Source organism: Lactobacillus sp. MRS-253-APC-2B (genome assembly GCF_012843675.1).
Lineage (GTDB): Bacteria > Bacillota > Bacilli > Lactobacillales > Lactobacillaceae > Limosilactobacillus > Limosilactobacillus pulli.
The window spans coordinates 1-23,388 of record NZ_JABAFO010000019.1 but is presented as its reverse complement, the minus strand read 5'-3'; the positions used below and the strand labels follow the sequence as shown (position 1 = coordinate 23,388).

At 43.8% G+C, this 23,388-nt stretch carries 24 protein-coding genes and 1 tRNA gene; 19 read left to right on the top strand and 6 right to left on the bottom strand.

Going from position 1 to position 23,388, the window contains the following annotated elements; all coding sequences use genetic code 11:
• Positions 1–174: 174 nt before the first annotated feature.
• Entirely contained in the window at positions 175–534 is a 360-nt protein-coding gene (locus tag HF864_RS08230) for an iron-sulfur cluster biosynthesis protein (RefSeq protein WP_169462505.1), read from the bottom strand.
• 301 nt (positions 535–835) lie between these two features.
• On the opposite strand from HF864_RS08230, the gene HF864_RS08225 reads away from it, so the two are divergent.
• A complete protein-coding gene (locus HF864_RS08225; RefSeq protein WP_169462504.1) occupies positions 836–2,359 on the top strand; it encodes a glutamate--cysteine ligase in 1,524 nt (507 codons plus the stop codon).
• Positions 2,360–2,440: 81 nt separating this feature from the next.
• A complete protein-coding gene (locus HF864_RS08220; protein ID WP_169462503.1) occupies positions 2,441–3,358 on the top strand; it encodes an NAD(P)-binding domain-containing protein in 918 nt (305 codons plus the stop codon).
• Between the two features lie 62 nt (positions 3,359–3,420).
• On the opposite strand, the gene HF864_RS08215 is transcribed toward HF864_RS08220, so the two are convergent.
• Positions 3,421–3,990, bottom strand: coding sequence for a TIGR00730 family Rossman fold protein (locus HF864_RS08215; protein WP_169462502.1), 570 nt, complete (start codon positions 3,988–3,990; stop codon positions 3,421–3,423).
• A 293-nt stretch (positions 3,991–4,283) separates the two neighbouring features.
• A complete protein-coding gene (locus HF864_RS08210; RefSeq protein ID WP_169462501.1) occupies positions 4,284–4,649 on the bottom strand; it encodes a DUF4828 domain-containing protein in 366 nt (121 codons plus the stop codon).
• Between the two features lie 158 nt (positions 4,650–4,807).
• On the opposite strand from HF864_RS08210, the gene HF864_RS08205 reads away from it, so the two are divergent.
• Together HF864_RS08205 and HF864_RS08200 are read left to right on the top strand one after the other, a co-directional pair.
• Positions 4,808–5,818, top strand: a complete 1,011-nt coding sequence (locus HF864_RS08205) for a Gfo/Idh/MocA family oxidoreductase (RefSeq protein ID WP_169462500.1) — start codon at positions 4,808–4,810, stop codon at positions 5,816–5,818.
• A gap of 34 nt (positions 5,819–5,852) precedes the next feature.
• Positions 5,853–7,178, top strand: coding sequence for a DEAD/DEAH box helicase (locus HF864_RS08200; RefSeq protein WP_169462499.1), 1,326 nt, complete (start codon positions 5,853–5,855; stop codon positions 7,176–7,178).
• On the opposite strand, the gene HF864_RS08195 is transcribed toward HF864_RS08200, so the two are convergent.
• Positions 7,172–7,411 (bottom strand): hypothetical protein, encoded by a 240-nt coding sequence (locus tag HF864_RS08195; protein WP_169462498.1) that lies wholly within the window; start codon positions 7,409–7,411, stop codon positions 7,172–7,174. The genes HF864_RS08200 and HF864_RS08195 overlap by 7 nt on opposite strands.
• Between HF864_RS08195 and HF864_RS08190 the strand changes: the two genes are divergently transcribed.
• Positions 7,384–7,456 (top strand) — tRNA-Arg (locus HF864_RS08190). The two genes, HF864_RS08195 and HF864_RS08190, sit on opposite strands and share 28 nt — an antisense overlap.
• Before the next feature lie 277 nt (positions 7,457–7,733).
• Here HF864_RS08190 and HF864_RS08185 read toward each other — a convergent pair.
• Together HF864_RS08185 and HF864_RS08180 are read right to left on the bottom strand one after the other, a co-directional pair.
• Entirely contained in the window at positions 7,734–8,168 is a 435-nt protein-coding gene (locus tag HF864_RS08185; protein ID WP_169462497.1) for a GtrA family protein, read from the bottom strand.
• Positions 8,168–8,620 carry a flavodoxin gene (locus HF864_RS08180; RefSeq protein ID WP_169462496.1) on the bottom strand — a complete coding sequence of 151 codons (453 nt, stop codon included), beginning with the start codon at positions 8,618–8,620 and terminating at the stop codon, positions 8,168–8,170. The genes HF864_RS08185 and HF864_RS08180 overlap by 1 nt, the downstream gene beginning before the upstream one ends.
• A gap of 129 nt (positions 8,621–8,749) precedes the next feature.
• On the opposite strand from HF864_RS08180, the gene map reads away from it, so the two are divergent.
• From map to HF864_RS08110, 14 genes are all read left to right on the top strand, one after another.
• Positions 8,750–9,607, top strand: a complete 858-nt coding sequence (gene map / locus HF864_RS08175) for a type I methionyl aminopeptidase (RefSeq protein ID WP_169462495.1) — start codon at positions 8,750–8,752, stop codon at positions 9,605–9,607.
• A 181-nt stretch (positions 9,608–9,788) separates the two neighbouring features.
• A complete protein-coding gene (locus HF864_RS08170; RefSeq protein WP_169462494.1) occupies positions 9,789–10,709 on the top strand; it encodes a YihY/virulence factor BrkB family protein in 921 nt (306 codons plus the stop codon).
• A gap of 85 nt (positions 10,710–10,794) precedes the next feature.
• Positions 10,795–11,595, top strand: coding sequence for a recombination regulator RecX (recX, locus tag HF864_RS08165; protein ID WP_169462493.1), 801 nt, complete (start codon positions 10,795–10,797; stop codon positions 11,593–11,595).
• Between the two features lie 154 nt (positions 11,596–11,749).
• Positions 11,750–12,397: a sugar transferase gene (locus tag HF864_RS08160; protein WP_346774615.1), complete on the top strand. Its 648-nt coding sequence runs from the start codon at positions 11,750–11,752 to the stop codon at positions 12,395–12,397.
• 17 nt (positions 12,398–12,414) lie between these two features.
• Positions 12,415–13,185, top strand: a complete 771-nt coding sequence (locus HF864_RS08155; protein WP_169462491.1) for a DUF4422 domain-containing protein — start codon at positions 12,415–12,417, stop codon at positions 13,183–13,185.
• A 17-nt stretch (positions 13,186–13,202) separates the two neighbouring features.
• On the top strand, positions 13,203–14,402 hold the full coding sequence (locus HF864_RS08150) for a hypothetical protein (RefSeq protein ID WP_169462490.1): 1,200 nt from the start codon (positions 13,203–13,205) through the stop codon (positions 14,400–14,402).
• The gene (locus HF864_RS08145) at positions 14,399–15,043 is read left to right on the top strand and encodes a chain-length determining protein (RefSeq protein WP_169462489.1); all 645 of its coding nucleotides are present in this window, start codon (positions 14,399–14,401) and stop codon (positions 15,041–15,043) included. Before HF864_RS08150 ends, HF864_RS08145 begins: the two co-directional genes overlap by 4 nt.
• 63 nt (positions 15,044–15,106) lie before the next feature.
• Positions 15,107–16,120, top strand: a complete 1,014-nt coding sequence (locus tag HF864_RS08140; RefSeq protein WP_169462488.1) for a sugar transferase — start codon at positions 15,107–15,109, stop codon at positions 16,118–16,120.
• Between the two features lie 17 nt (positions 16,121–16,137).
• Positions 16,138–16,917 (top strand): glycosyltransferase, encoded by a 780-nt coding sequence (locus HF864_RS08135; protein WP_169462487.1) that lies wholly within the window; start codon positions 16,138–16,140, stop codon positions 16,915–16,917.
• A gap of 6 nt (positions 16,918–16,923) precedes the next feature.
• Positions 16,924–17,934: a glycosyltransferase family A protein gene (locus HF864_RS08130; RefSeq protein ID WP_169462486.1), complete on the top strand. Its 1,011-nt coding sequence runs from the start codon at positions 16,924–16,926 to the stop codon at positions 17,932–17,934.
• 125 nt (positions 17,935–18,059) lie between these two features.
• Positions 18,060–19,181, top strand: a complete 1,122-nt coding sequence (gene glf, locus HF864_RS08125; RefSeq protein ID WP_169462485.1) for a UDP-galactopyranose mutase — start codon at positions 18,060–18,062, stop codon at positions 19,179–19,181.
• Positions 19,182–19,184: 3 nt separating this feature from the next.
• Positions 19,185–20,606 (top strand): flippase, encoded by a 1,422-nt coding sequence (locus tag HF864_RS08120; RefSeq protein WP_169462484.1) that lies wholly within the window; start codon positions 19,185–19,187, stop codon positions 20,604–20,606.
• A 271-nt stretch (positions 20,607–20,877) separates the two neighbouring features.
• Positions 20,878–21,744 (top strand): hypothetical protein, encoded by an 867-nt coding sequence (locus tag HF864_RS08115; protein ID WP_169462483.1) that lies wholly within the window; start codon positions 20,878–20,880, stop codon positions 21,742–21,744.
• Positions 21,745–21,982: 238 nt separating this feature from the next.
• Positions 21,983–23,388: KxYKxGKxW signal peptide domain-containing protein (locus HF864_RS08110; RefSeq protein WP_205882338.1), on the top strand; the 1,406-nt coding region annotated here is incomplete at its 3' end.

Genomic DNA, 23,388 nt, shown 5'->3' with positions numbered 1-23,388 from the left:
GTGTCTTGTCTGAGCAGGTTATGAGGTGGGGTGGCAAATAACCTAAAATTGCATAGACGCATTGATCGGATCATGAATGGCAAACATTGTGGGGCAATTTAAAACAGCCATGCCAAGACGAGTTAGGATGCCTCATCTTACCAAAGTATGCCCGGATGTTTCTGATACTTTTGCTTAAACGTGCTGGGAGGCTCCGGTTGTCGCGTCCAGCTTTGAGCCATCATTCGGCGTAAAGTGCATCAGTGGGCCATCAATCTGCGCGTCATAGTCGATAGCGACATCCAGACCATTGAAGAACCAGTAGTCAAAAGCTTGAATATAGTAGTGAATACCATCAATCACCTGGTCGACTACCGGATCAACGGGACGATCGCAGCGACCAATTCCTTGCGAGAATCCTTGATGGGCGTTGGTTTCACCATATCCTTTACCAAATAGCTTAATGCCGTTGCCAGGGTGCAGATGCATTTCAGTGCGGAACCATTCGCTGGCTTGAGGGGTCATGGTAATTTTAGTTAATTTCTTTTCCGTCATACGAAAGCGCCTTCTTTAAAATATTTGCTTCTAGCCTAACATGATCAAGCAGATTTGTCGCTTCAACTGCCTGATAAATTTCGTATTCGCCAGCAAATTGAATATATAAGATTTAATTTACGATAATGACCCCATTTTATTAAAGTTTTGCTAAAATAGACTGTTGAAGAAACAACCACCGAGATCTGCATTCCTGAAAAGGCGGCTGGTCTTTTTTGGTTGCTCGCAATTAATGACGAAGGCGAGCAGCTGATGTCTTAGATAATTATGCGTCTAGGCATTGGTTGAAGGGGGAAGAATTATGGCTGAAAAACGAGCCGAACTATTAGAACTGCTGAGCGAGGGTCCATTAAACGAGCGGATGTTTAATGCCAGCTTCGGTCTGCGTCTGGAAGAGCACCGCATTTTGACCAATGGACGGGCCAGTCGCTACGAGTACCCAAAGAATCTCAGCTCACGTAAGACAAATCCATATCTTGCGAGTGGCTTTTCCGATAATATGATGGAATTTATCACGCCAATCACCAGAGGAAGCAAGGCGACTTGTCAGCAACTACGGGTTTTAGAACAAATCGTCGACAGCCAGATGCATGAAGATGAGCGCATTTGGCCCTTGAGCCTGGCACCGGCTCCTGAGTATCAGCACGATCTGGAATTTGTTGGCAACAACTGCTCACAGCCCTGGAATAAGGAATACACCAACTATCTGCGCGAAAAGTATGGCATCAAGCGGATGATGCTGGGAGGCGCGCACATTGGCTTTAACCTGGATCAAGAGCTGTTGGATACGCTGTATGAGCAGATCTTTAAGGATGATTTTGCCAGTCAGGCCGCTTTCCAAAATACGGTCTACTTTAAGATGGCCCAATGCTTCTGTCTGTGGCGGTGGCTGTTTACGTATCTGTACGGTGCCAGCCCAGTTTCTGAAGCCGTAGAACACGACATGCCAGAGCATATTCAATTGCCAGTCCGGAGTTTTCGCAACAGCACTTATGGCTACGACAATCTACCAGCTGAGCGGCCAAGCTATGTAAGTCTGGATAGCTTTGTTGATCAAATTTCCAAATATCTGGAAGATGGTACCTACTATGGCCCACAAGAGTTCTTTGGCCCGGTTCGGCTGCATGGTAAACATGACGATGACAGCTTGCGTCAAATCGTAAAGGACGGCATTCAGTTCATCAGTTTCCGCTCGTTTGACCTGGATCCGTTTGCCAAGGGCGGCATCAGTGAGGATACGCTGAACTTCTTAGAGCTGTTTATGCTCTACACGTTGGTTTCGCCAATGCCAGAAAATCTTAGCGAAAAGATGCAGCAGGCTATTGAGCGCAATAACGAGGTTGCTTTGCAGGCACCAGATGAGCAGACTGACTGGATGCGTGAGGAAGCCATGAATCTGATTGAAAAACTGGGCGAGTTTTGTGAACAGTTCCATGCCCCGCGCGAATACAAATTAGCACTGAGCTTTGTTATGCGGCGCGTGGAGGACCCAACGCTGACGATCGGTGGTCAGGTGGCTGAAAAACTGGCTAAGGGCGATCTGCTGAGCTTTGGTCTAAAGATTGCCAACGACCGCTACACCAGTTTCGTGCGTTCAACGCATCCACTACAGGCACTGGCCAGTCAGTATTCCGACAGCGTGCAAAAATTAATTAAGATTGCGATCATGAATGGTGTGCACGTTGAATTTGGCGATCCATTAAAGCTGCGGGTTGGTGAGCGAATTGAGACCTTTGAGGCACAGGCCGACTTGGATCTGTCGCGTGGTGCTCAGGACTATTTGTTAAACATGTTCCCAGAATTAGAAGGAACCACGAATGAATAATCAAAAGACGCGCCTTGAGTTGAGACGCGCCTTTTATTTTAGGATCGACTTTAAAAATGAAAATAGAAAGGACGATGCAGTTTGCGGAAAATCGGGATTATCGGTTTGGGTAACGTTGGCGCATTGCTGGCTAATCTGTTGGTGGCTCAACAAGCAGCTGATGAATTGGTGTTAATCGACAGTGATGCTGATCTGGCCCTGGGGCTGCAAAATGATCTGCTGGATGGCATGCAGTCGCTTTCCATCCAGCCCAACATCAAGATCCAAGACTATGCAGCACTTAAGAATGCGGATGTCATCGTTTTGGCAATTGGCAAAGCAGAACTATTAAAAGAGCAGCGGTTTGCCGAATTGACTTTTGTAGGGGAGACGATGCGCCAAATTGCACCCCAGATCAAGCAAAGCGGCTTTGACGGGATTTTGCTTAATCTAGCCAATCCCAACGAGGTAACCACGGCTTATCTGCAGTATTTAACCGCGCTGCCCAAAAACAAGGTAATCGGGATGGGAACGGTACTGGATACTGCACGGCTGCAACGCGCCATTGCCGATCAGGTTCAAGTCGCATCCAGTGCGGTAGCCGGCTGGGTTTATGGTCAACATGATGGCGAGGCCGTGCCAATCTGGTCAACGTTTACGGTTAATGGTCAGCCATTGGAAAAACCGGTGCTGGGACACAAGATTGATCCGCATGAAAGTGAGATCCAAGCCAAGCTTAACGGCTGGTATGCTATCAAAGGCCAGGGTCAAGATGTCAGCGGCATGGCTTTATGGGCAATGCGAATTTTACGGGCCATATTGACTGATGAACGCGTCAGTTTGCCGGTTGCATTATATCAGCCACAGTACCAAAGCTATCTGAGTTTTGCTGCCCAAATAGGACGCCAAGGGGTTGGTAACTATACGCTTTTACCATTGCGGCCATTGGAAGCAGACCAGCTTAAAGTTGCTGCCAAAAGCATTCAAGATCAGTTGAATATCTTGTTAGAAGCTGAATAAATCCAGGCAAGCAGTGATGTTTGTAAGAACCAATTAATATGATATAATCTCCCTTATTTACTTTAACGATATTGTCGGCGGGCCGGGGCATGATAATGACTCATGAATTTCATTAGATCATCAAATGAATAGGCAAAATGAATCGCGTCTAGATACGACTGCTCTAAGAACCCGGTGTCATGCATCCGCCGCAGCATGTTGCGCAATGGGTCATAAAAGCCATTGACGTTGTATAGGGCAGTAGGCTTGGCATTATCACCCAAAGACATCCATGAAAAGGCCTCGCTGATTTCTTCTAATGTACCAATCCCGCCTGGCAGTGCCACCAGACCGTCTGCCAGATTCATCATCAAGTCTTTTCGCACATCCATGTTGGAAACGATTTTGAGATCTTCAATGCGATCCAGTGCGGTTTGACGTTCATACAGCTGACGGGTGATTACGCCATGAACCGTCCCGCCGTTATCGAGTACGGCATTGGCAATTACGCCCATAGTGCCGTACTTGCCACCGCCATAAACCAGCTCGATACCATTTTCGGCCATCTTCTTGCCAAACGCAGCGGCATTTTCTTGATAGATTGGGTCATTGCCGAGATGGGCACCACAATAAACGGCTAAACTCTTAATCATTGGATCGCTTCTTTCATTATGAATTATGTTAACTTTGCCGACTGCTTTGAATCGGTTTGCGCTTATTATAGCCTGCTTTGCAGTTGGGTTGTGATCAGATGCATTATCAATCAAGGCACCATTCATTGCTAACGGACGTGGTTTGCAAAAGCAAATAAAAAACGGCGTCCGTCGCGGAACGTCGTGAATGGGGCCTAATTGTAAGTAAATCAGCGATGTGGATCGCAAGCTATGGTTGGATTAGCCATATAAATTAAAATATTTAAGAATTGCAAATCCAAGCTATATTTAAATTATTGCACAGGTTGAATGTAGTAGACCTGGTCATCAGCTTCATCAATCAGCTTAGCAGGGCGCTGTTCATTGGCTTGAATGGTGATGTGATAGCCAAACTTGTCTAAGTAAACGAGCTGTTCAGTGCTGACCTGCTGAACGGTTGCCGGGATCAGCTGGTTGTCGATGCCGAGCTTGAGTTCTGGTGAGATCGTGATGATGTGGGAACGGTCGCGCTCTTCATCGTAGTATTTCCAGGTACCGGCATAGAAAACGGGCAAGGCCGCGACGGGATGCTTTTGTTTATTAGATCGGCTGAAACCAAACGAACTGGTGATTCCAGCCATTAGTCCCGCACCGAAAAGCAACATTCCTTTTTTCTTCATTCTGCTCAATCCCCTTCAATTTAACTTGATTTTTCATTTGATCATAGATTTACGATTTTTATTATACACAGCTTTGTGTTATAGAAAGATTTCATTTCTGTTAAAAACTGGAAATAATTGTTAGAATAAAACGTAGCAATTGTAAAGGAGTGATCGAATTGCTAAAACTGGGGATTATTGGAACCAACATTATTACTGATCAAATGCTTGACGCGGCTAAGACCACGGGCAAGTACGAACTGACGGCAGTCTACTCACGAACGAAGGAACATGCTGAAAAGTTCGGTAAGCCATATGGAGCTACGCAGTTTTTTGACAGTCTGGAGGATTTCTTTGATGAAGGTGACTTTGACGTGGTCTACGTTGCCTCACCAAACAGTCTTCACTATGAACAGGTTCGCTTAGCAATTGAAAATGACAAATTCGTAATCGTTGAAAAGCCAGCCTTTGTCAATCCAAACGAATTTGAAGGCATTGAATCGCTGCTGGCGGCTCACCCAAAGGCCCGCGTCGTTGAGGCTGCCCGCCACATTCACACGGGCCTTTTCCATGCGGCGGAAGAACAGCTCAAGCAGATGCCAGTTATTCAAGGCGCCAATATTACGGTAATGAAGTATTCTTCGCGCTATGACAAGGTAATTGCCGGCGACAAGCCATATCCAAACATCTTCACGGCTGAATTTGCTGGTGGGGCATTGATGGATCTTGGCGTTTATGCCGTTTACGGTGCCGTAACGCTGTTTGGCGTTCCGGACAGTGTCGTGCTGTTCCCAACGATGATCGCAAGCGGCGTTGATGGGATGGATACGGCCATTTTGAAATATGACAAGTTTGCCGTTACGCTGAACTTTGGTAAGACGGCCAACTCGCATCTGGTTTCTGAAGTGTACGGTCTTAAGGATACGCTGGTCTTTGACTCAATCTTTGACACGACCAAGGTAACTTACTATGACAGCGAAAAGCAGGCCCACCCACTGGAAGCCAAGTACTATGAAAACTCAATGGTTGATGAGATGAATGACTTTGCTGACCTGTTCAATGATCCCGAAAATCCAGAACAGCAAGCTAAATACAAGCGTTGGTTCGATTTGGCACGCAATGTCAACACGGTAATGTATGACCTGCGTCGCTCGGCTGAACTGACTTTCCCGTCTGACGACAATCGCTAGACGTTAACTGACAAATTTAAAGGATGGATATCTGTTGATCGAACAATTTCAACAACTTTTTGATGAAAAAGGTTTCCAGCAGCCAACGCAGATTCAGACTGCGGTTGCTGAAACATTGGCTTCTGGAAAATCAGTCTTAGGAATCGCGCCAACTGGTTCTGGCAAGACGCTGGCATTTGCCTGGCCGCTCTTGCCTAAAGTTGAGCCTGGTGCTGGCGTGCAAATTTTGGTGCTGGAGCCCTCACAAGAACTGGCGATTCAAACGGCTACGGTCATGCGCGAATGGGCCAATTTGATTGGGGTTAAGGTACGCTCTTTGACTGGGGGTGCCAACCTCAGACGACAAGTAGCAATGCTTAAAAAACAGCATCCCGATGTCGTCGTCGGAACGCCTGGTCGTGTGCTGCATATGCTGGACAATCGTGATCTTAAGCTGGATCGGCTTAAGACATTGGTAATTGATGAGGCCGATGATCTTTTGCGTGATGATACGCAAGCCGTGGTGGAAGATATTGAGCGTGCTACGCCATTAAATACGCAGCTGGCCTTCTTTTCGGCAACGAGTTCGGCTGCTTTTGATCAGCTCAGTGTCATGTTTGGCCGCGATATCATCACTTATGACGTTCGTGAAACGGATCAAAGCCGTGGACCGGTTCGGCATGGCTTGGTCTATGCACGAACGATGAGTCAAAAAACGGCGATGCTTAATCGTTTGAGTCACACCAAGGATTTTCGGGCACTGGTTTTCTTTGACAGTATCAAGACGCTGCACTATGCAGCCAGTCGCTTAAAGCATGAGCATGTCGCTTCGGCAACGCTGGGTGGCAAGCAGCGGCAAACGGAACGAGAAACCGCACTGCGCCAGTTTCGTAAGCGCCAGTTGAAGTTGCTGTTGACTACCGATGTTGCGGCCCGAGGACTGGACATTCCTAAGCTGCCAGCCGTAGTTAATTTTGAGCTGCCAACCACTGTTGATCAATACGTGCACCGTACTGGTCGAACGGGGCGGCAGGGCGAACCTGGCTTAGTTATTAATCTGGGCAGTGATCATGATTTTCGTGATCTGAAAAAGCTTTTGGCCGATACCGATTATCAATTTACCGAATTGACGGTTGGTGAAAAAACAGTCACCGATGAAAAGCCAACTGAAGGAACAGCAAAGATGCCAGTACGTAAGGAAGCCAGCCGTGCCATTCAAAAAGAGCAGCATGAAAGCAAGCGAGAAGTTAAAAAGAGCGTTCACAATACCCTGGATGGCTTTTCGATGCCGGCCAAGCGCAAGAATCGCAAGAAGAATCGCAAAAACAAGGGAATTCGCCTCAAGCACCGTCGCATGGCGGAAAAACAATCTGATCAATAGCCTGCAGCTGGCCGAGATTGATTAAGCTGGTCAGGCTTTAGAGTCGAAGAAAGCGCGGGTCTGGCTGGCAGTTGCGGTTGCGCAGCGCTGTTTGACAGGGATGGCATTGTTTCAGCCATGCGGCGCGATTGATTCAGATTCAACATTAAAGAGATATTGTTGACTTTACGATTGACCATAAATGTGCGACAATATTTCTTGTTGCGGTCCCATAGCATAATTGGATAGTGCATCCGCCTCCTAAGCGGTCGATTCCGGTTCGAATCCGGATGGGATCATTATAATTTAACTTGATGCAGATTTTTAGCAAGTCGCCATCCTGAATTGGGTAGCGGCTTGTTTTACATTGACGACTTAAATTTTTCACCAAAAGTTAGGAGAACGATATCGGTAATTTTTGAAGCCTTATCTATATTTCGGTTAAATGTGTAATGGATGAGAAATTACGTTGCACATTGTAAATAAAAAAGCGTGATAGCAGATCTGGTAAAATCTGATATCACGCGATGCTGTTAGATTTAAGGGTCTCGAATCTTAACTCCTGGTTGGCAGGGGCTAACGATTGGCGATTTTGTCGTTGGTTTTAAAGATCAGCCACTTGGAAAAGATATAGTTGGCAATCACGACGACGACATTGTCCAAAATCTTAACGACCAGCTGCTGAATTGCGGAGTCAAAGCCTAAAAGCGTTACCCCAACGTACATAAAGACAATATCGATTAAAAGCGTCAAGGCACGATAGAAGTAAAACTTGATGAACTCTACGATAAAAGCGCGGACCGTGGTATAGTGTGAGCCAAAGACCCAGACCTTGTTCGTTAAATAAGCGACCAGAACGGAAACAAACCAGGCGATAATATTGGCAAGCTGATAGTTCCAGTGAATGCCGGAACTGAGCCATTGAAATACGCCAATGTTAACGATGGTGGTAACCACGCCCCAAAAAAGGTAGGCAATGACGCTTTTGTATTTATTCCATAATTCAGCCATTAGTCTTGAGCTGCCTTTTCTACCAGCTGCTTGGCAAACTCATCCAACTTGTCGATATCGGCTTGATCTGGTTCCAGGTTGATGTGGACGTTTTCGGCACCCTTAGTAGCCCCAGCCTGTTCAAAGGCCTCGCCAAACTTGTCAACGGCCAGGCAGAAGAAGTCTTCATAAAAAGTATCGCCGGAGCCGGCCACGCCATAAACTTTGCCGCTCAGATCCACTTCTTTTAGGTCATCAAAAAAGTCCAGACCTTCATCGGGCAGAGCGCCTTCGTCATAAGTGTATGGGCAGACTACGCAGATATCGACGTCTTCAAAATCTGCGGCGTCGGCCATCGTCATTTCGGTCTCTTCTACTTCAACGCCCTGGTTTTCCAAAGCTTCGGTGATGATGTCGGCAACGTCTTCATTGTTACCGGTAATCGTGGCATATACGACCAATGCTTTTGCCATTGTTTTTCCCTCCACGTAAATAGATTCGTAAATAAATTCGCAACGGATAGTATAACACAGAATTATTTTGGGACCTTGAGTGATATACTAAATAGGATATTAAAATTTATTAATAAGGAGACTTTCTGGATGATTAGTTTAAAGTCACCACGCGAAATTGAAGCGATGGAAAAATCCGGTGCCGTTTTAGCCGGTATGCACATTGGGGTGCGTGAAATCATTCGGCCCGGCATTTCCAGTTGGGTAATTGAAGAATTTGCCCGCGAATACTTCAAAAAGGCCCACGCCATTGCCGCTCAGATCGGCTTTGAAGGTTACAAGTATGCTACCTGCATCAGCGTTAATGATGAAATCTGCCATGGTTTCCCCCGCAAGAAGCTGATCTTTAAGGATAATGATCTGGTTAAGGTCGACACGGTCGTAAATCTGGATGGCGCCTACAGCGATTCTTGCTGGTCATACGTTGTCGGCAAGGCCAGTGATGAGGTTAAGCGCCTGATGGACGTTACCTACAAGTCATTGTACCTGGGAATCGATCAATGTAAGGTTGGCAACCGGATTGGTGATATTGGCGCGGCTATTCAACACTACACCGAAGATGAAAATGGCTACGGCGACGTGCGTGAATTTGTTGGCCATGGCATTGGACCTACGATGCACGAAGATCCAATGGTGCCTCACTATGGCAAGGCAGGTCAGGGAGTTCGGCTGCGCAATGGGATGACCATTACCGTTGAGCCCATGATTAACACTGGTACTTGGGAAGCTGATACCAGTGATCCAAGCGGCTGGCTGGCCAAAACGGCAGATGGTGGCCTGAGCTGTCAATACGAACACACACTGGTCGTTACCGACAAAGGCCCTAAGATCTTGACCTCTCAAGATCCAGAAGCTGATGCTGATTACTTGTATGATGACAACTACGCTGAATATCTGGCTCACTATGCTAAGCTGGCTAAGGAAGTTGCCAAAAAGTACATGAAATAGTAACTGAAAAACGGCATGATGAAATAGTTAGCCAATGTTTCGGCATCTGATGAACGCACGCTCCTCAATCACGAGGGGCGTTTTTATTTCGTGATATAATGTTTTCTGATGTTGCATTGCCGCACCGCGTTGCTAATCTGATAAAATTAAAATCATTATTTCTGAATAAGGCAGGTTAACCATGGACAAAAAGCCGAATAAAATAAAAAATTTCGTGCTGCTTTTTATCAAGCACTTCACCATGGCGCAGGTTTCAGCGTCAGCGGCAGTCCTGGCCTACTATACGCTGCTGTCGGTTTTTCCGGCGATCATCGTGGTCGGTAACCTGCTGCCAATGATGGGACTGAATGCCAAAACCGTCTTGGACTATCTGCAGACGGCAATTCCGGAATCAGTGTATGACTTTTTAAGACCGATTATCTATGACTTTCTGCAGCATGGGAACGGCGGCACGTTGACTTTGGGTGCGATCGTGGCATTATGGTCCACCAGCTTGGGCATCGCGGCTTTTCAGCGCAGCGTCAATCATGCCTATGGGGTCGCGGAAAACCAAAATCCGATCATAAACCGCGCCGTGTCGTTTCTTTGGATGCTGGTCATCTTACTTATCGTGACGACGCTGGTGATTTTATATGGGCTTGGTGAACAGACCTTGAGCAGCCTGCAGCCGATCTTAGGCTTTAGTACCAAATACGTCACGTTCTTCAGGTCGATCAAGTGGCCGGTTACGTTCTGGGCGCTGTTTGTATTCTTAACGCTGCTGTACTACTTTGTTCCCAATGCTCTGGTCAAGCTGCGCTACGTGATTCCGGGCGCCTTGATTGCAGATCTTTTGTGGATGGGACTTTCCCGTGTCTTTTCCTATTACACGATGATTTTTGCCCATAACATTACGTCTTATAAAACAATTGGAGCGTTTATCGTGCTGATGATCTGGCTGGATCTGTCCGGCATGGTGATCATGATCGGCGCTACAATCAATGCCACGCTGCAAGATGCCCATGACGGTGAAATCAAAGAAAAAAAGCATCTCTGGCAGTATGTACGCAAGATGCGGCATCGCGAGTTTAACGACCGCTACCATTATGATGAGCATAAATAAAAGTAAAAACGCCGGTAGGGAAGGACCTGCTGGCGCTTTGAACAGTTGGACTTGTATTTGATTAAAGTGAGGAAGTTTTTAAGAAATGGCGAAAATTTCAAAAATTGAAGCACAAAAACGTCCTGGCCGCTATAATATCTATCTTGATGGCAAGTATGCGTTTGCCGTAGCCGAAAGCGTCTTGATCAAGTACCGGCTTATGAAAGGGATGGAACTCGATCAAACACAGCTGGCCCAGATTTCTAATGATGATGAGATTGCCAGGACCTATAATAAAATACTGGACTATCTGGCTCACCAGCTGCGAACGGAACATGACGTCTATGAGAAGATGCGCCAGCTCAAGACCCCGGCTGAAGATATTGAACCGGTGATGCAAAAGCTGCGCGGGCTCCATCTTTTAGATGATCACGAGTACGCGGCCAGCTACGTACGCACGGTGATGAATACGGAACTGAAAGGGCCCCAGGTGATTCGGCAAAAACTGCGGCAAAAGCAGATCGGCGAATTGGATATCGACAGTGCCCTGGTGCAGTTTACACCGGAGCGGCAGCTGGAGAACGCGACCAAGCTGGCCAAAAAGCTGTTTAAACGCTATAACAAGCTGCCGGCGCGTCGTCAGGCCGAAAAGGTGCGGCAGGGATTGGCAGCGAATGGCTATGCGGCTGATCTGTTCAATGAGATCAAGGACACTGTGACGCCGCAGCCTGATCTTGAGCAGGAAGACGAACTGTTGGCCAAAGAAGCGGCAAAGGCTTGGCGGCGTTATGAAAAACGTTCGCAGACCGATTATGAAAGGCGACTTAAGGTTAAGCAGGCGCTGTATCGAAAAGGTTTTGACCTGGACACGGTTGAGCATTGGCTAAATGAGCATGAGAACGCTTGAAAACGGCAGTGGTTCTAAAATGTCTTTTTAAATTTATAATTTACTGGTATTATGTAGAAAGTATTGTTTTGATAAGGAATTGATTTCAAAAAGCTTAACTAGAGTCTTAAGTGATATTATGCAAAATCAAATTGAAGAAACAGAGTCAACGGAAATTATGGAAAAAAGTCAAATAAAGAAACAATCACTGACCTATCTTTTCTTTAAGCGATTGACCGACATTGTTTTGTCGTTGCTCGCTTTGATTTGTTTTAGTCCAGTGTTTTTAGGCGTTTGGATTGCCAACCGCTTTGGCGACAATAAGGGACCGCTTTTTTTCAAGCAGACCCGAATCGGCAAAAACGGCAAGCCTTTTAAAATGTACAAATTTCGCTCAATGATCGTTAATGCTGATGAGATTCTGCATTCTAACATCGAGCTTTATGAAAAATACGTTGAAAACAACTATAAGCTTGAGCCAGATGAGGACCCACGCATTACCAACTTGGGCCGCTGGCTGCGGCGGACTTCGATTGACGAGATCCCGCAGTTTATCAACATCTTAAAAGGTGACATGAGCATTGTTGGACCACGGCCGGTCGTTAAAGAAGAACTGAAGGAATACGGCGATCGCGTCGATAAGTTCCTGTCAGTCAAGCCAGGGGCCATGGGACTTTGGCAGGCTAGTGGCCGCAGCAACATCGGCTACCCTGAACGGTGCGATTTAGAGTTGAGCTATGTTGATAAGGCATCATATTGGTATGATGTGAGAATCATGTTTAAGAATATTATAAGCATCTTTAAAAATACAGGTGCTTACTGAGTCGGAGGAAAAGATTAGTGAACATTAAAGTCTTAGTAGCGGTGCACAAAAACTACGCAATGCCTAGTGATCCAATGTATTTGCCGGTATTTGTCGGCAAGGATCTGCATCCAGACGTTAACGATACTTTCCAAGGCGACAATACTGGCGACAATATCTCTAAGAAGAACGCGCACTACAACGAACTGACCGCGCTTTACTGGGGTTGGAAGAACCTGCCAGATGTTGACGCATTAGGCCTGGTGCACTATCGGCGCTACTTTTCTCTGCATCACGATAAGGACTTGAGCAAGATCTTGAGTACGGCTGAAGCGGAGAATCTGTTAAAGGATTATGACGTCATTTTGCCAAAGCAGCGCAACTACTTTATTGAAACCAATGAATCGCATTATCTGCACGTTCATGAGCATGAGCCACTGGAGGTAACGCGTGAGGTAATCAATAAAAAGTATCCCGCTTACGCCAAATCATTTGAAACCGTGATGAAGCGGACCAAGGCACACTATTTCAACATGATGATTATGAAAAAACAGCCGCTCGATGAGTACTGTACCTGGCTGTTTGACGTGCTGGGCGAAGTTGAAAAGCGAATTGACTATTCCGACTATTCGCCATATGAACAGCGCGTTTTTGGCTTTTTGAGTGAATTGCTTTTGGATACTTGGCTGGGTTGCCATCCAGAATATAAGACGGTTGACGTCAACTATGTCTTTATGGAGAAGCAAAACTGGCTGCTAAAAGGTGGCAAGTTTTTGAAGCGTAAGATTATGGGACATGGTGAACACTAATAATCAGGAGAGAGAGTATGGCCAATTTAATCGGCAAAAAATTTAATGAAATTGGCAATTTTAAAATTGATGGGCAGATTATCTATGAGATTGCATTTGCCTTTGAATTCGTAGTTGCCTTTTTGATTACCTCAACTTATACCGATTACTTTTCAAACCATATGCTGCATATATTGATGTTTGTCGGTTTGGCCTTGGTTTTACTAAAGATCTTTTTGTTTGATGACCTAACCCCAAAATGGTTGATAATTGATGGGCTTGCTTTATTGCTCCTATTGTTGACCTGGCGAACGTCAAAAGAGTTTTCGCTTTTTTCAATGGGCATCTTTGTCTTAGGAGCGAGAAACGTTAACTTTAAGCGAATTATTAAAATTTATCTATATATTGGTCTATTGCTTTTGGCTTTCGTGGTGCTCTCAGCTATGGCCGGCTTGATCAGAAATCTGGTCTATCGGCGCGATATGACCAATATCGTCAGACAATCATTTGGGATTGCATATCCAACTGACTTTGCTGCCCATGTTCTATATTTGATTCTGGCATATGCCTATTTGAAATTTGGCAAGATAAAATGGTATGACTATGTGGTATTCTTAGCCGCTGCCGGATTTTTGGTGAAGTTTTCGGATGCGCGGCTCAGTGCTTATGCAATCATTTTGGCAATTCCAGTACTATGGATTGGTCAGCGGGCACAAAAGGATCATCTATTGAGTCGCTTTATTGCATCGTTTTACTGGGCAGTACCAATCGTATCGGCATACTTAGTAATCATTGCTTCTTATTTCTTTAGGCCATCAAATCATTTCTTAAATAAGATCAACAATGCCAGCTCAGGTCGTCTTTATTTAGGGCATGAGGCAATTTCAAAATATGGCTTCTCCATGTTTGGTAAACAAATTGTCGAGCATGGTTGGGGTGGTGCCAATGGGTTGAAAATGTCGCAAAACAGTCCTGCTAATTATTTCTTTGTTGATTCTTCATTTTTACGAATGACGATTTTGTATGGAATAATCATGGCAATTATAATATTATTGGCTATGACCAAAATTTCATGGAATTCATTTCAAAAAGAAAACTTTGCATTGGCAAGCATCATCGTGATTGTTTCAGTCAGTGCAATGGTAGAGCAGCGATTGTTGGACTTGGCATATGATCCATTCTTGATTGCACTACTGGCTAACGTCTATACACAACATAAAGCGGAGGATATATCTTGAAAAACTACTCAGCAAAAGAGCTTATCCAGATGTTCTGGAAGAGCGTGATTTTGATTTTAGTGCTTGCCGTGCTTGGCGGTGGTGCAATGGGATACCGTGCCAAAAAGCAACAGCACACGACTTATACCGCAAGCCAGGAAATCGTGATCTCACATAATCTTAATGAAAACAGTAATTCAAGTGATAACGGGCAGGATTCAATTACGAATGCAGATTTAAATATGATGCCTACCTATGCTAAGATTGCTGAAGATGAGACGATTTCGGAAACGGCACATAAAATGTTGCCAAAATCTATTAAGAAGAACTACTCAGTTCAAGATGTTAACGATGCTATTCGTGCTGTTCCTCACCAACAGTCATTAGTATTAACGATTAAGGCTAAGACTGGGTCGACCAAGGCATCCGTAGCAATTGCCAATGCAACTGCTAAAGCGGTTAAAAAGGATCTGCCTAAGCTGCAGCCAGGTGCTGGTACCGTAACGCTGCTGGCTAAGCCAACTACCAAGTCAGTAACCAGTGAAACACTGCCGTACGCCAAAAAATATGCAATGGTGGGCGCAGCTATGGGTGGCTTGATCGGAATCGTAATTTCCTTTGTCGTAATTACCTTGAAGGATCTTGTTAAGAAACGTAAATAAAGTTATTTTAGAGATTAATTGGTAATACTAATTGATCTCTTATTTTGTATTAGGAGTGAAAAAATGACTAAACGAGTTTTATTGACAGTTGTGGACCCTAATCCAAATAATGCTGGTCCTAAAGCCAAGAGTGACATTGAAGAGATCTTATCTAAGCAAGGCTACCAGGATATGCGACTGCCATATAACTGGGAATCTAAACTGGCTAAGTTTAAATATAAATATTGGAGTATTCCTCGATTGTTCAAGGGTCAAGGAATTGATGAGCTGGTAATGCAGTTTCCGGTTTATTCCCGGGCATTGATGGATGCGTTCATTGAAAACTTCCGTAAATACTCCAATGGTAAACTGTTCTTTGTTATTCATGACATTGAATCATTGCGTTTCTTCAAGGATGATCCAAGCTATGTGGAAAAAGAGATTCAGTGGTTAAAAGAAGCTGATGGAATCGTATCGCATAACCAAAGTATGGAAAAATGGATCCGCAGTCAAGGGGTGCAGACACCAATCATTAATCTGGGCTTGTTTGACTATTTGAATCCACAGCCGATTGATGAAGACTTCACATACAATAAAACAGTATGTCTGGCTGGTAACCTGAGAAAATCGAATTTTTTGAAACAAATTGACATGAAAGATGCCAAGTTAAAGGTCTTTGGTCCCAATGCTCCCAAGACGTTTGGGAAAGGTGTTGAATATCAAGGTCAATTTTCACCAGAAGAGTTGCCAAAACACTTAAAGTCGAATTTTGGTCTGATCTGGGATGGTGACAGTCTAGAAACCTGCACTGGTCAGTTCGGTGACTATATGAAATACAATTGCCCACATAAGGCATCGTTGTATCTGAGTACAGGGATTCCAGTGATTGTTTGGAAAGAAGCAGCGGTGGCTCAATATTTGGTTGAGCATCATCAAGGGATTGCGATCGACAACCTGATGACACTGCCTGAAGTACTGAATCAGATTACACCTGATGAGTATAAGGCAATGAAGCAAAATGCTATTGAAGCGGCCCATGCGCTTCGCAACGGGGAACATATTAAAACAGCCCTAAATGAATTAGAAAAAGGAATGTAAACGTGGAGGAGCAGCGAGTGATACCTAAAAAGATCCATTATGTGTGGCTTGGTCATGGCGAAAAATCACCTAAGATGAAACGCTGTTTGGATTCATGGCAGCGAGTTTTGGAACCAGCGGGCTATGAGATTATCGAATGGAATGAAGATAACTGGGACGTTAAGCAAAATAAATTTGCCTATGAAAACTATCAGGCTGGCAAGTATGCCTATCCATCCGATGTTATTAGACTTGACGTGCTGTACCGATATGGCGGCATCTACATTGATACGGATATTTTGGTAAAAAAGCCATTTGATGAGTTTTTAAATCTACCAGCATTTTGGGCAATGCAATTTGACAACACAATCAGTACCTCAATCTTCGGTGCCGAAGCTGGTAATTCTTTTATCAAAACACTATTGGATCAGTATAAGGGCTTTGATCGACAGATGATGCTGGATGGCAGATTGCCAGAGACCAATAATGAAATTATCACTAAGGCCTTGTTGGATTATTATCCAGAGTTTGTTTTGGAGGACAAAAAGCAAACGTTAAATGATGGAACGGTAATCTTTCCTAAAGAGTATTTTATGTTTCCAACGTTTGACAAATCGATGGGCTATTCAGAGCATCTCTTTACCAAAACCTGGGGCCACGATGACTATTCAAAGGCACACTATGTTATTAAAGACCTGGTTCATCGACTGGTTGGCGACGTTATTTTTGGTAAAATCAGCGCAGCTCGAGGCCGTAAACTCTTTTTACAAAATGAGGAATACCAAAAAAAGCGAGACAATAAAAAGCAAGGATCGTAAGCTAATATGAAAACGGATATTACCATAATTATTCCAACCTATAATGCTGAACATACGATTGAAAAGTGCGTAGACAGTTTACTTAAACAAGTTGGTGATTTTTCATATCAAATTATAATTCTGGATGATGGCTCCAGTGATGGTACGTTGGCTAAGCTTGAAAAATATCAGGATAATCCACAAGTTAAAACAGTTGCCAAAAAAAATACCGGTGCTTCAGCTACTCGTAATGCTGGAATTGAGATGGCAGATTCGGAATACTTAATTTTTGTCGATGCCGATGATTTTGTTGAAAAAGATTATCTGAAACTATTATTTGACCAATTTAAAAACACCATTGGCTGTGATTTGGCTATCTGCGGCTATCGCAAAGAGGATGAAAATGGCGAGTTGCGCTTTAATGCTGCTGGTCAAAAACAGGTAATGGATCAGCGACAAGCTTTGGAACAGATTTTTGTAAGTACTGGTTATGAAGGATATCCTTGGAATAAACTCTTTAAAACCAGTATCATCAAAGATAATCAGATTCGTTTCAGTACGGATTTGGCACTGGCTGAGGATTTGTATTTCTGTTGTGAATATCTGCTGCACTGCTCTAAGGTAAGCTATGACCCAAAGCAGGTCTATCACTATGTAGTCCAGGAAAACAGTCAGATCAATTCAAATCGCTATGGTGCACCTTATAATCCAAAGTCTTTAAATATTCTTACCACTTATACAAGACTGCAAAGCTTGATTCCCGATAAGTATCAAAAGGTTCACCAATCAATCAGCACACAACTTTGCTGGAGTTCCACAACGATTCTGCGCAATATTATGCTGGCACCTAACCGAGATGAGGTACCAACTGAAACAATCGCTGAGTTGAAACGGATTGTTAAACAGAATCAGCATGATTTCATGAGAAATAGGATTCTACCCAAAAGAGACAAGATTATTTTTATGCTGAATCTTTATACACCAGGTTTGTTGGCTTGGATTTGGAAAAAATTTAGTTTACGGGGCAATGGATTCTAAATTTAAAAAAGGCTTACAAAATGATTTTTATCATCCAGAAAGCCATCACTGTAGTAAAATAGTACAGTTAATATAATTTATGACAGATCACGTCTTAGCTAATCAAGACAGATAAGAGGACCGTTATGAGTAATTATGATTATCTAGTAGTAGGCGCCGGCTTATTTGGAGCCACCTTTGCCTATGAAGCAGCCAAGCGTGGCAAGCGCGTCAAGGTGATTGAAAAGCGCAGCCATATTGCGGGCAATATCTATACTAAAAAAGTTGATGGTATTCAGGTACACGAATATGGTGCCCACATTTTCCATACCTCCGATAAGGTCGTATGGGAATACGTCAACCAGTTTGCGGAATTCAACCGTTACACGAACTCTCCAGTTGCTAACTACAAGGGTGAGATGTACAACCTGCCATTCAACATGAATACCTTTAATAAGATGTGGGGAGTTCGAACACCTAAAGAAGCAATGGCTAAGATCAATGAGCAGCGGGCTGAAATGGATGGCAAAGAGCCTCAGAACCTGGAAGAACAGGCTATTTCTCTGATTGGCCGCGACATCTATGAAAAGTTGATCAAGGGCTACACCGAAAAACAATGGGGTCAAAAGGCCACTGAGCTGCCGGCCTTTATCATTCGGCGCCTGCCAGTTCGGCTGACTTACGACAACAACTACTTCAATGATCTGTACCAAGGCATTCCAATGGGCGGCTACACGCAGATCGTTGAAAAAATGCTGGCCAGTGACTTAATTGATGTTGAACTGGGTGTCGACTTCTTTGATAAACAAGACAAATATTTGGCAAACTTCCCTAAGATCGTCTTTACTGGGATGATCGATCAATTCTTCAACTATGAATTAGGTGAGTTGGAATACCGCAGTCTGCACTTCGAGACAGAAGAGCTTGATGAAGACAACCACCAAGGTAACGCCGTCGTCAACTACACCGATGCCGGAACGCCATACACGCGGATCATTGAGCACAAGCACTTTGAATTTGGTAAGGGTGATGAAGGCAAAACCATTATTACGCGTGAATATCCAGCTGACTGGAAGCGCGGCGATGAGCCATACTATCCAGTCAACAACCAGCGCAACAACGGCCTTTACCAACAATATACGGAATTGGCCGGACAAAAGGCGCCAAACGTTATTTTTGGTGGCCGTTTGGGTCAATACAAGTACTACAACATGGATCAAGTAATCAAGGCGGCCTTAACGACCGTGGCTGAGGAGTTTGACAAGTAAATCATGAAGGTTATCAAAAACTATCTGTATAATGCGGGCTACCAAATTCTGCTGATGTTTGCTCCTTTAATTACGACACCATATGTTTCACGGGTTTTGGGAGCACACGCATATGGTATCAACACTTATACAAATGGTTGGGTTACTTTCTTTTATTTGATGGGTCAAATGGGGATAACCCTCTATGGTAACCGTGAAGTAGCCTATCATCGTGATGATAAGTATAAGCGTTCGCAAACTTTCTGGGGCATAGAGATTCTTCAATTAGGCACGATTACCATTGCCTTGATAGCCTATTTGGCAGCTGTTTTTCTCTTTAGTACGACGTTTAAGGAATACTATCTGCTGCAAACACTATGGATTGTGGCTGCAGGACTTGATGTTTCTTGGTACTTTATGGGAATGGAAGACTTTAAAAAGACGGTTACGAGAAACACAATCGTTAAGCTGATCTCAATTGCCTTGATTTTTATGCTTGTACGAACCGAAGCCGATCTTTGGAAATACGTTTTGCTTTTGGGATTGGCTCAAGTAGGTGGCAACATTACGCTGTGGCCATATCTGCGCAATAGCATTCAATGGGTACCAATCAAAGAATGGCACCCGCTTAAGCATTTCTACCCATCGTTATTACTGTTTATCCCGACAATTACCACGCAAGTCTATTTGGTGGTTAACAAATTGATGCTTGGTAAGATTGGTCAGCCAACCGCTTTAGGTCAATTTGATTTTGCCGATAAGATTGTTAAATTGGTCTTAGCAGTCGTAACGGCTACGGGGACGGTTATGCTGCCTCATGTCGCCAATAAGTATGCTAACGGTGATATTAAAGGAATTCGGACAAGTTTATATTCTTCGTTTGATTTTGTAACGGCAATGTCGGTCCCAATGATGTTTGGCTTGATGGCAATTTCAACCAAATTTGCTCCATGGTTTTTAGGATCGGAATATGTTGATACTGGTCGAATCATTTTCTTGGAGGCACCGGTAATCCTGTTTATTGCCTGGAGCAATGTTACAGGAACGCAATATTTAATGCCGGTTAACCGAGTTAAGGAATATACACTCTCGGTAACAGCAGGTGCAGTGGTCAACATTATTGGAAATCTGTTTTTGATTGAACCCTATTCTGCAAATGGGGCAGCGATAGCAACTGTTATTTCTGAGTTTGCGGTGACGGCAGTGCAGCTGTATTTTGTTCGAACCACCATTAGTCGACGAATGCTGTTTAAAGACCTGTGGCGCTACTTGTTGAGTGGTCTTGTCATGTACTTTGTAGTTTTGCGTCTAGATGAAATTATGAAGATGAACATTATTAATCTAGCAGCTCAAGTAATTATTGGGGCAGTAGTTTATCTGCTTTGTATTCTTGTATTTAGAGCACCAATTGTTAAACGGGCCAAGCAGATTTTGTCGGATAGATAATTCAAAAAGGACTTTTGTTTCAATGCAAAAGTCCTTTTTGCTTGTAATAATCGTAATATAAAATTATTGTTTTAAATTAAACGCTTACAATGCCTGGTTGGTGGACTTTTTAAACATTTTGTTTTGCAAAAAGGTTACGAAATAATAAGGAGTATGCTATAATAATGTTACAAGGATGTTACATAGATGATATTTAAGTAACAAGCCTAATTTAGTTAATAAGCAAAAAACTTCAGGGCAGAATTCAAATAAAAGTAAGGGGGATAAGCTTATGAAGAAGAACATGAACATCTTGCTTAGCAGCTTGGTAATTGCAGGTTTGTTGGCTGGTTGTGGGGCCAAGACAACGACCACGTCTACTAAGAGCAGTGCTGACAGCGCACGGACTGAACAAAGTACTTCTCATAAGCACAAGACCTCCGTTAAGTCAGCTGCCAGTGAAAAGAAGACTGCCGAGCAAAAGAGTGAATCTCAAAGTGCAGCCAGCCAAACTGCTGCTAGTGCAACCTCAGCATCAAACAGTGCGGTATCAGTTGCTCAAGCTTCAAGCTCAGCTAACACATTAAAAGTTGGCACTGCAATGGTTACGTTGCCAGAAACGCAATCTTCTAAAGTTGCTGTAAGTTCTCAAACTGCATCTGCTCCAGCTACGGAAAACGCTACTCAAACGACGCAGACTTCTAGCTCTGCCACCACTCAGCAACCAGCAATTGCTCAAAACAATGAAGCACAAGTTGCTCAGCTAAACGAAGATCAAATGACTGATCAGCAAAAGGCTGGTTTGTTGGCATGGTACACGAGCCACTATGTAACCAACGAAGCAGCTCCTCAGGCAAATCGTCCACTGGTTGTAACTGCAATGAACGAAAGCTCTGTTTTGGCACCTTTACCAAATGGTACCAACAATACCTACTACCAAATCTACGGAGCCAAGCCTGACGAAAGTGAATGGGTAAACTACTACGCTCAAGGTAAGGATGTAGATGGTTCGCCAATTGCTAACACGGTTTACATCTACAACGACCAGCAGTGGAACCCTTACCAAGTTTCTGACATGGTTAACACGGCTAACCAAAATAATGGTGCTGACTACGTAAATCAAGTAGCCAACAACGTTCAAATGTATGATGAACGTTAACATATAGTTGTAATATTAAAAAAGTTATTAAAAGCGCTGATCTTGCCTAGGTATAGGATGATTAGCGCTTTTTAATGTTGTTAAAATGTAACTGAAATATGACATTTATGTATCATATTATCATTCGCGTTGATTGAAAAGGTCAGCAATGATAAACTTTTAAATAGTTTTAAGAATCAAGAAATTAACTTAAAAAATAAATCTAAAAAACCGAGTAATTAGTAGCGAGGAGAAAATGATGGCGAAACCTAGTCCTGAAGTAAAGACACGCTTTAAAATGTATAAAAAAGGCAAGCTGTGGTTGGTTGCAGCAGCTGCAACTGCTGGTTTGATGGCTGGCGGTAATGTTGCTCAAGCTGACAACAGCACGTCAAGTAGCAATAGTGATCAAGCTGTTGTTGCTAACACAAATACTGGTGCAAGCAACGATAATAATAGCAATGATAACAGCACGGTTGCTTTGACTACTACGACTGCAGCATCCAGTGATTCACAAGCTAGTGATTCACAAGCTGCTACTGTATCTGAAGATGCTGTTTCTACTACTGCTAGTGAATCAACTTCAGCTACGGATACGGTTCAGAAGGCAACGTCATCAACTGATCAAGAAAGTAATTCTACTAGTCAAGTTGCAACTGAGGCTTCGAAGGCAGTTGAAACTGTTGAACAGCCTACTAAGTCAACAACTCAAAACACCCAAAATGATGCTAAAGCTGAGACTGGTTCTAGCACTGATACTGATACGGTTTCAATGACGACGGCGGCTGCCGCTTCTACTACTAATCAAACATCAACTACTACCAAAACGACTGAAGTTTACTCAAACGGTCATTGGTACTTGAAAGACCAAAACGGCAAGAACCTGACTGGTTGGCAAAAGCTTTCCGATGGCCGGACGGTTTACTATGACGTCGATGCTAATGGTAGTGGGAAAGGTATGCTTTATGGTATGCAAACCATTAGTGGTGCTTCATACTATTTCAACGTATGGACCGGTGCTGAAGAAGTAGGTTTTAAACAGGTTAATGGTAAGACTTATTACTTTAACCCTAAGATGGTAACTGGAATTCAGCACATTGGTAACTACTGGTACTACTTTGGTACTGATGGTGTAATGAAGACTGGAATTGTTGTACTGCCATCAAATGGTCATATTGTTTACTACAATAATGCTGGTCAACTTCAATATGGCGAACAACAAGTAAATGGTAAGTGGTACCACTTTGATAAGGTTGATGGTCACGCCGCTCGTGGTTGGTACACTTTAGAAGATGGTCGAACCGTTTACTATGATGTAGATGCTAATGGTAATGGTCAAGGTATGCTTCATGGTGTTCAAACTGTGTCGGGTAAGACTTACTCATTTAACATCTGGACAGGTGCCGTTGCTAAAAACACCGAACAAAAGATTAATGGCTCATGGTATTACTTTGGCAGTGATGGCTCGATGCAAACCGGCTTTGTTGCCTTAAATGATACTGGTAATACTCGGACCGTTTACTACAACAGCAAGGGCCAAATGCAATATGGCTGGCAGACGATTAATGGTAAGACCTACTACTTTAATGTCTGGACTGGCGATATGACTAAAGGCGAAGGCAAAATTGATGGTTCATGGTACTACTTTGGTACCAATGGTGTTAT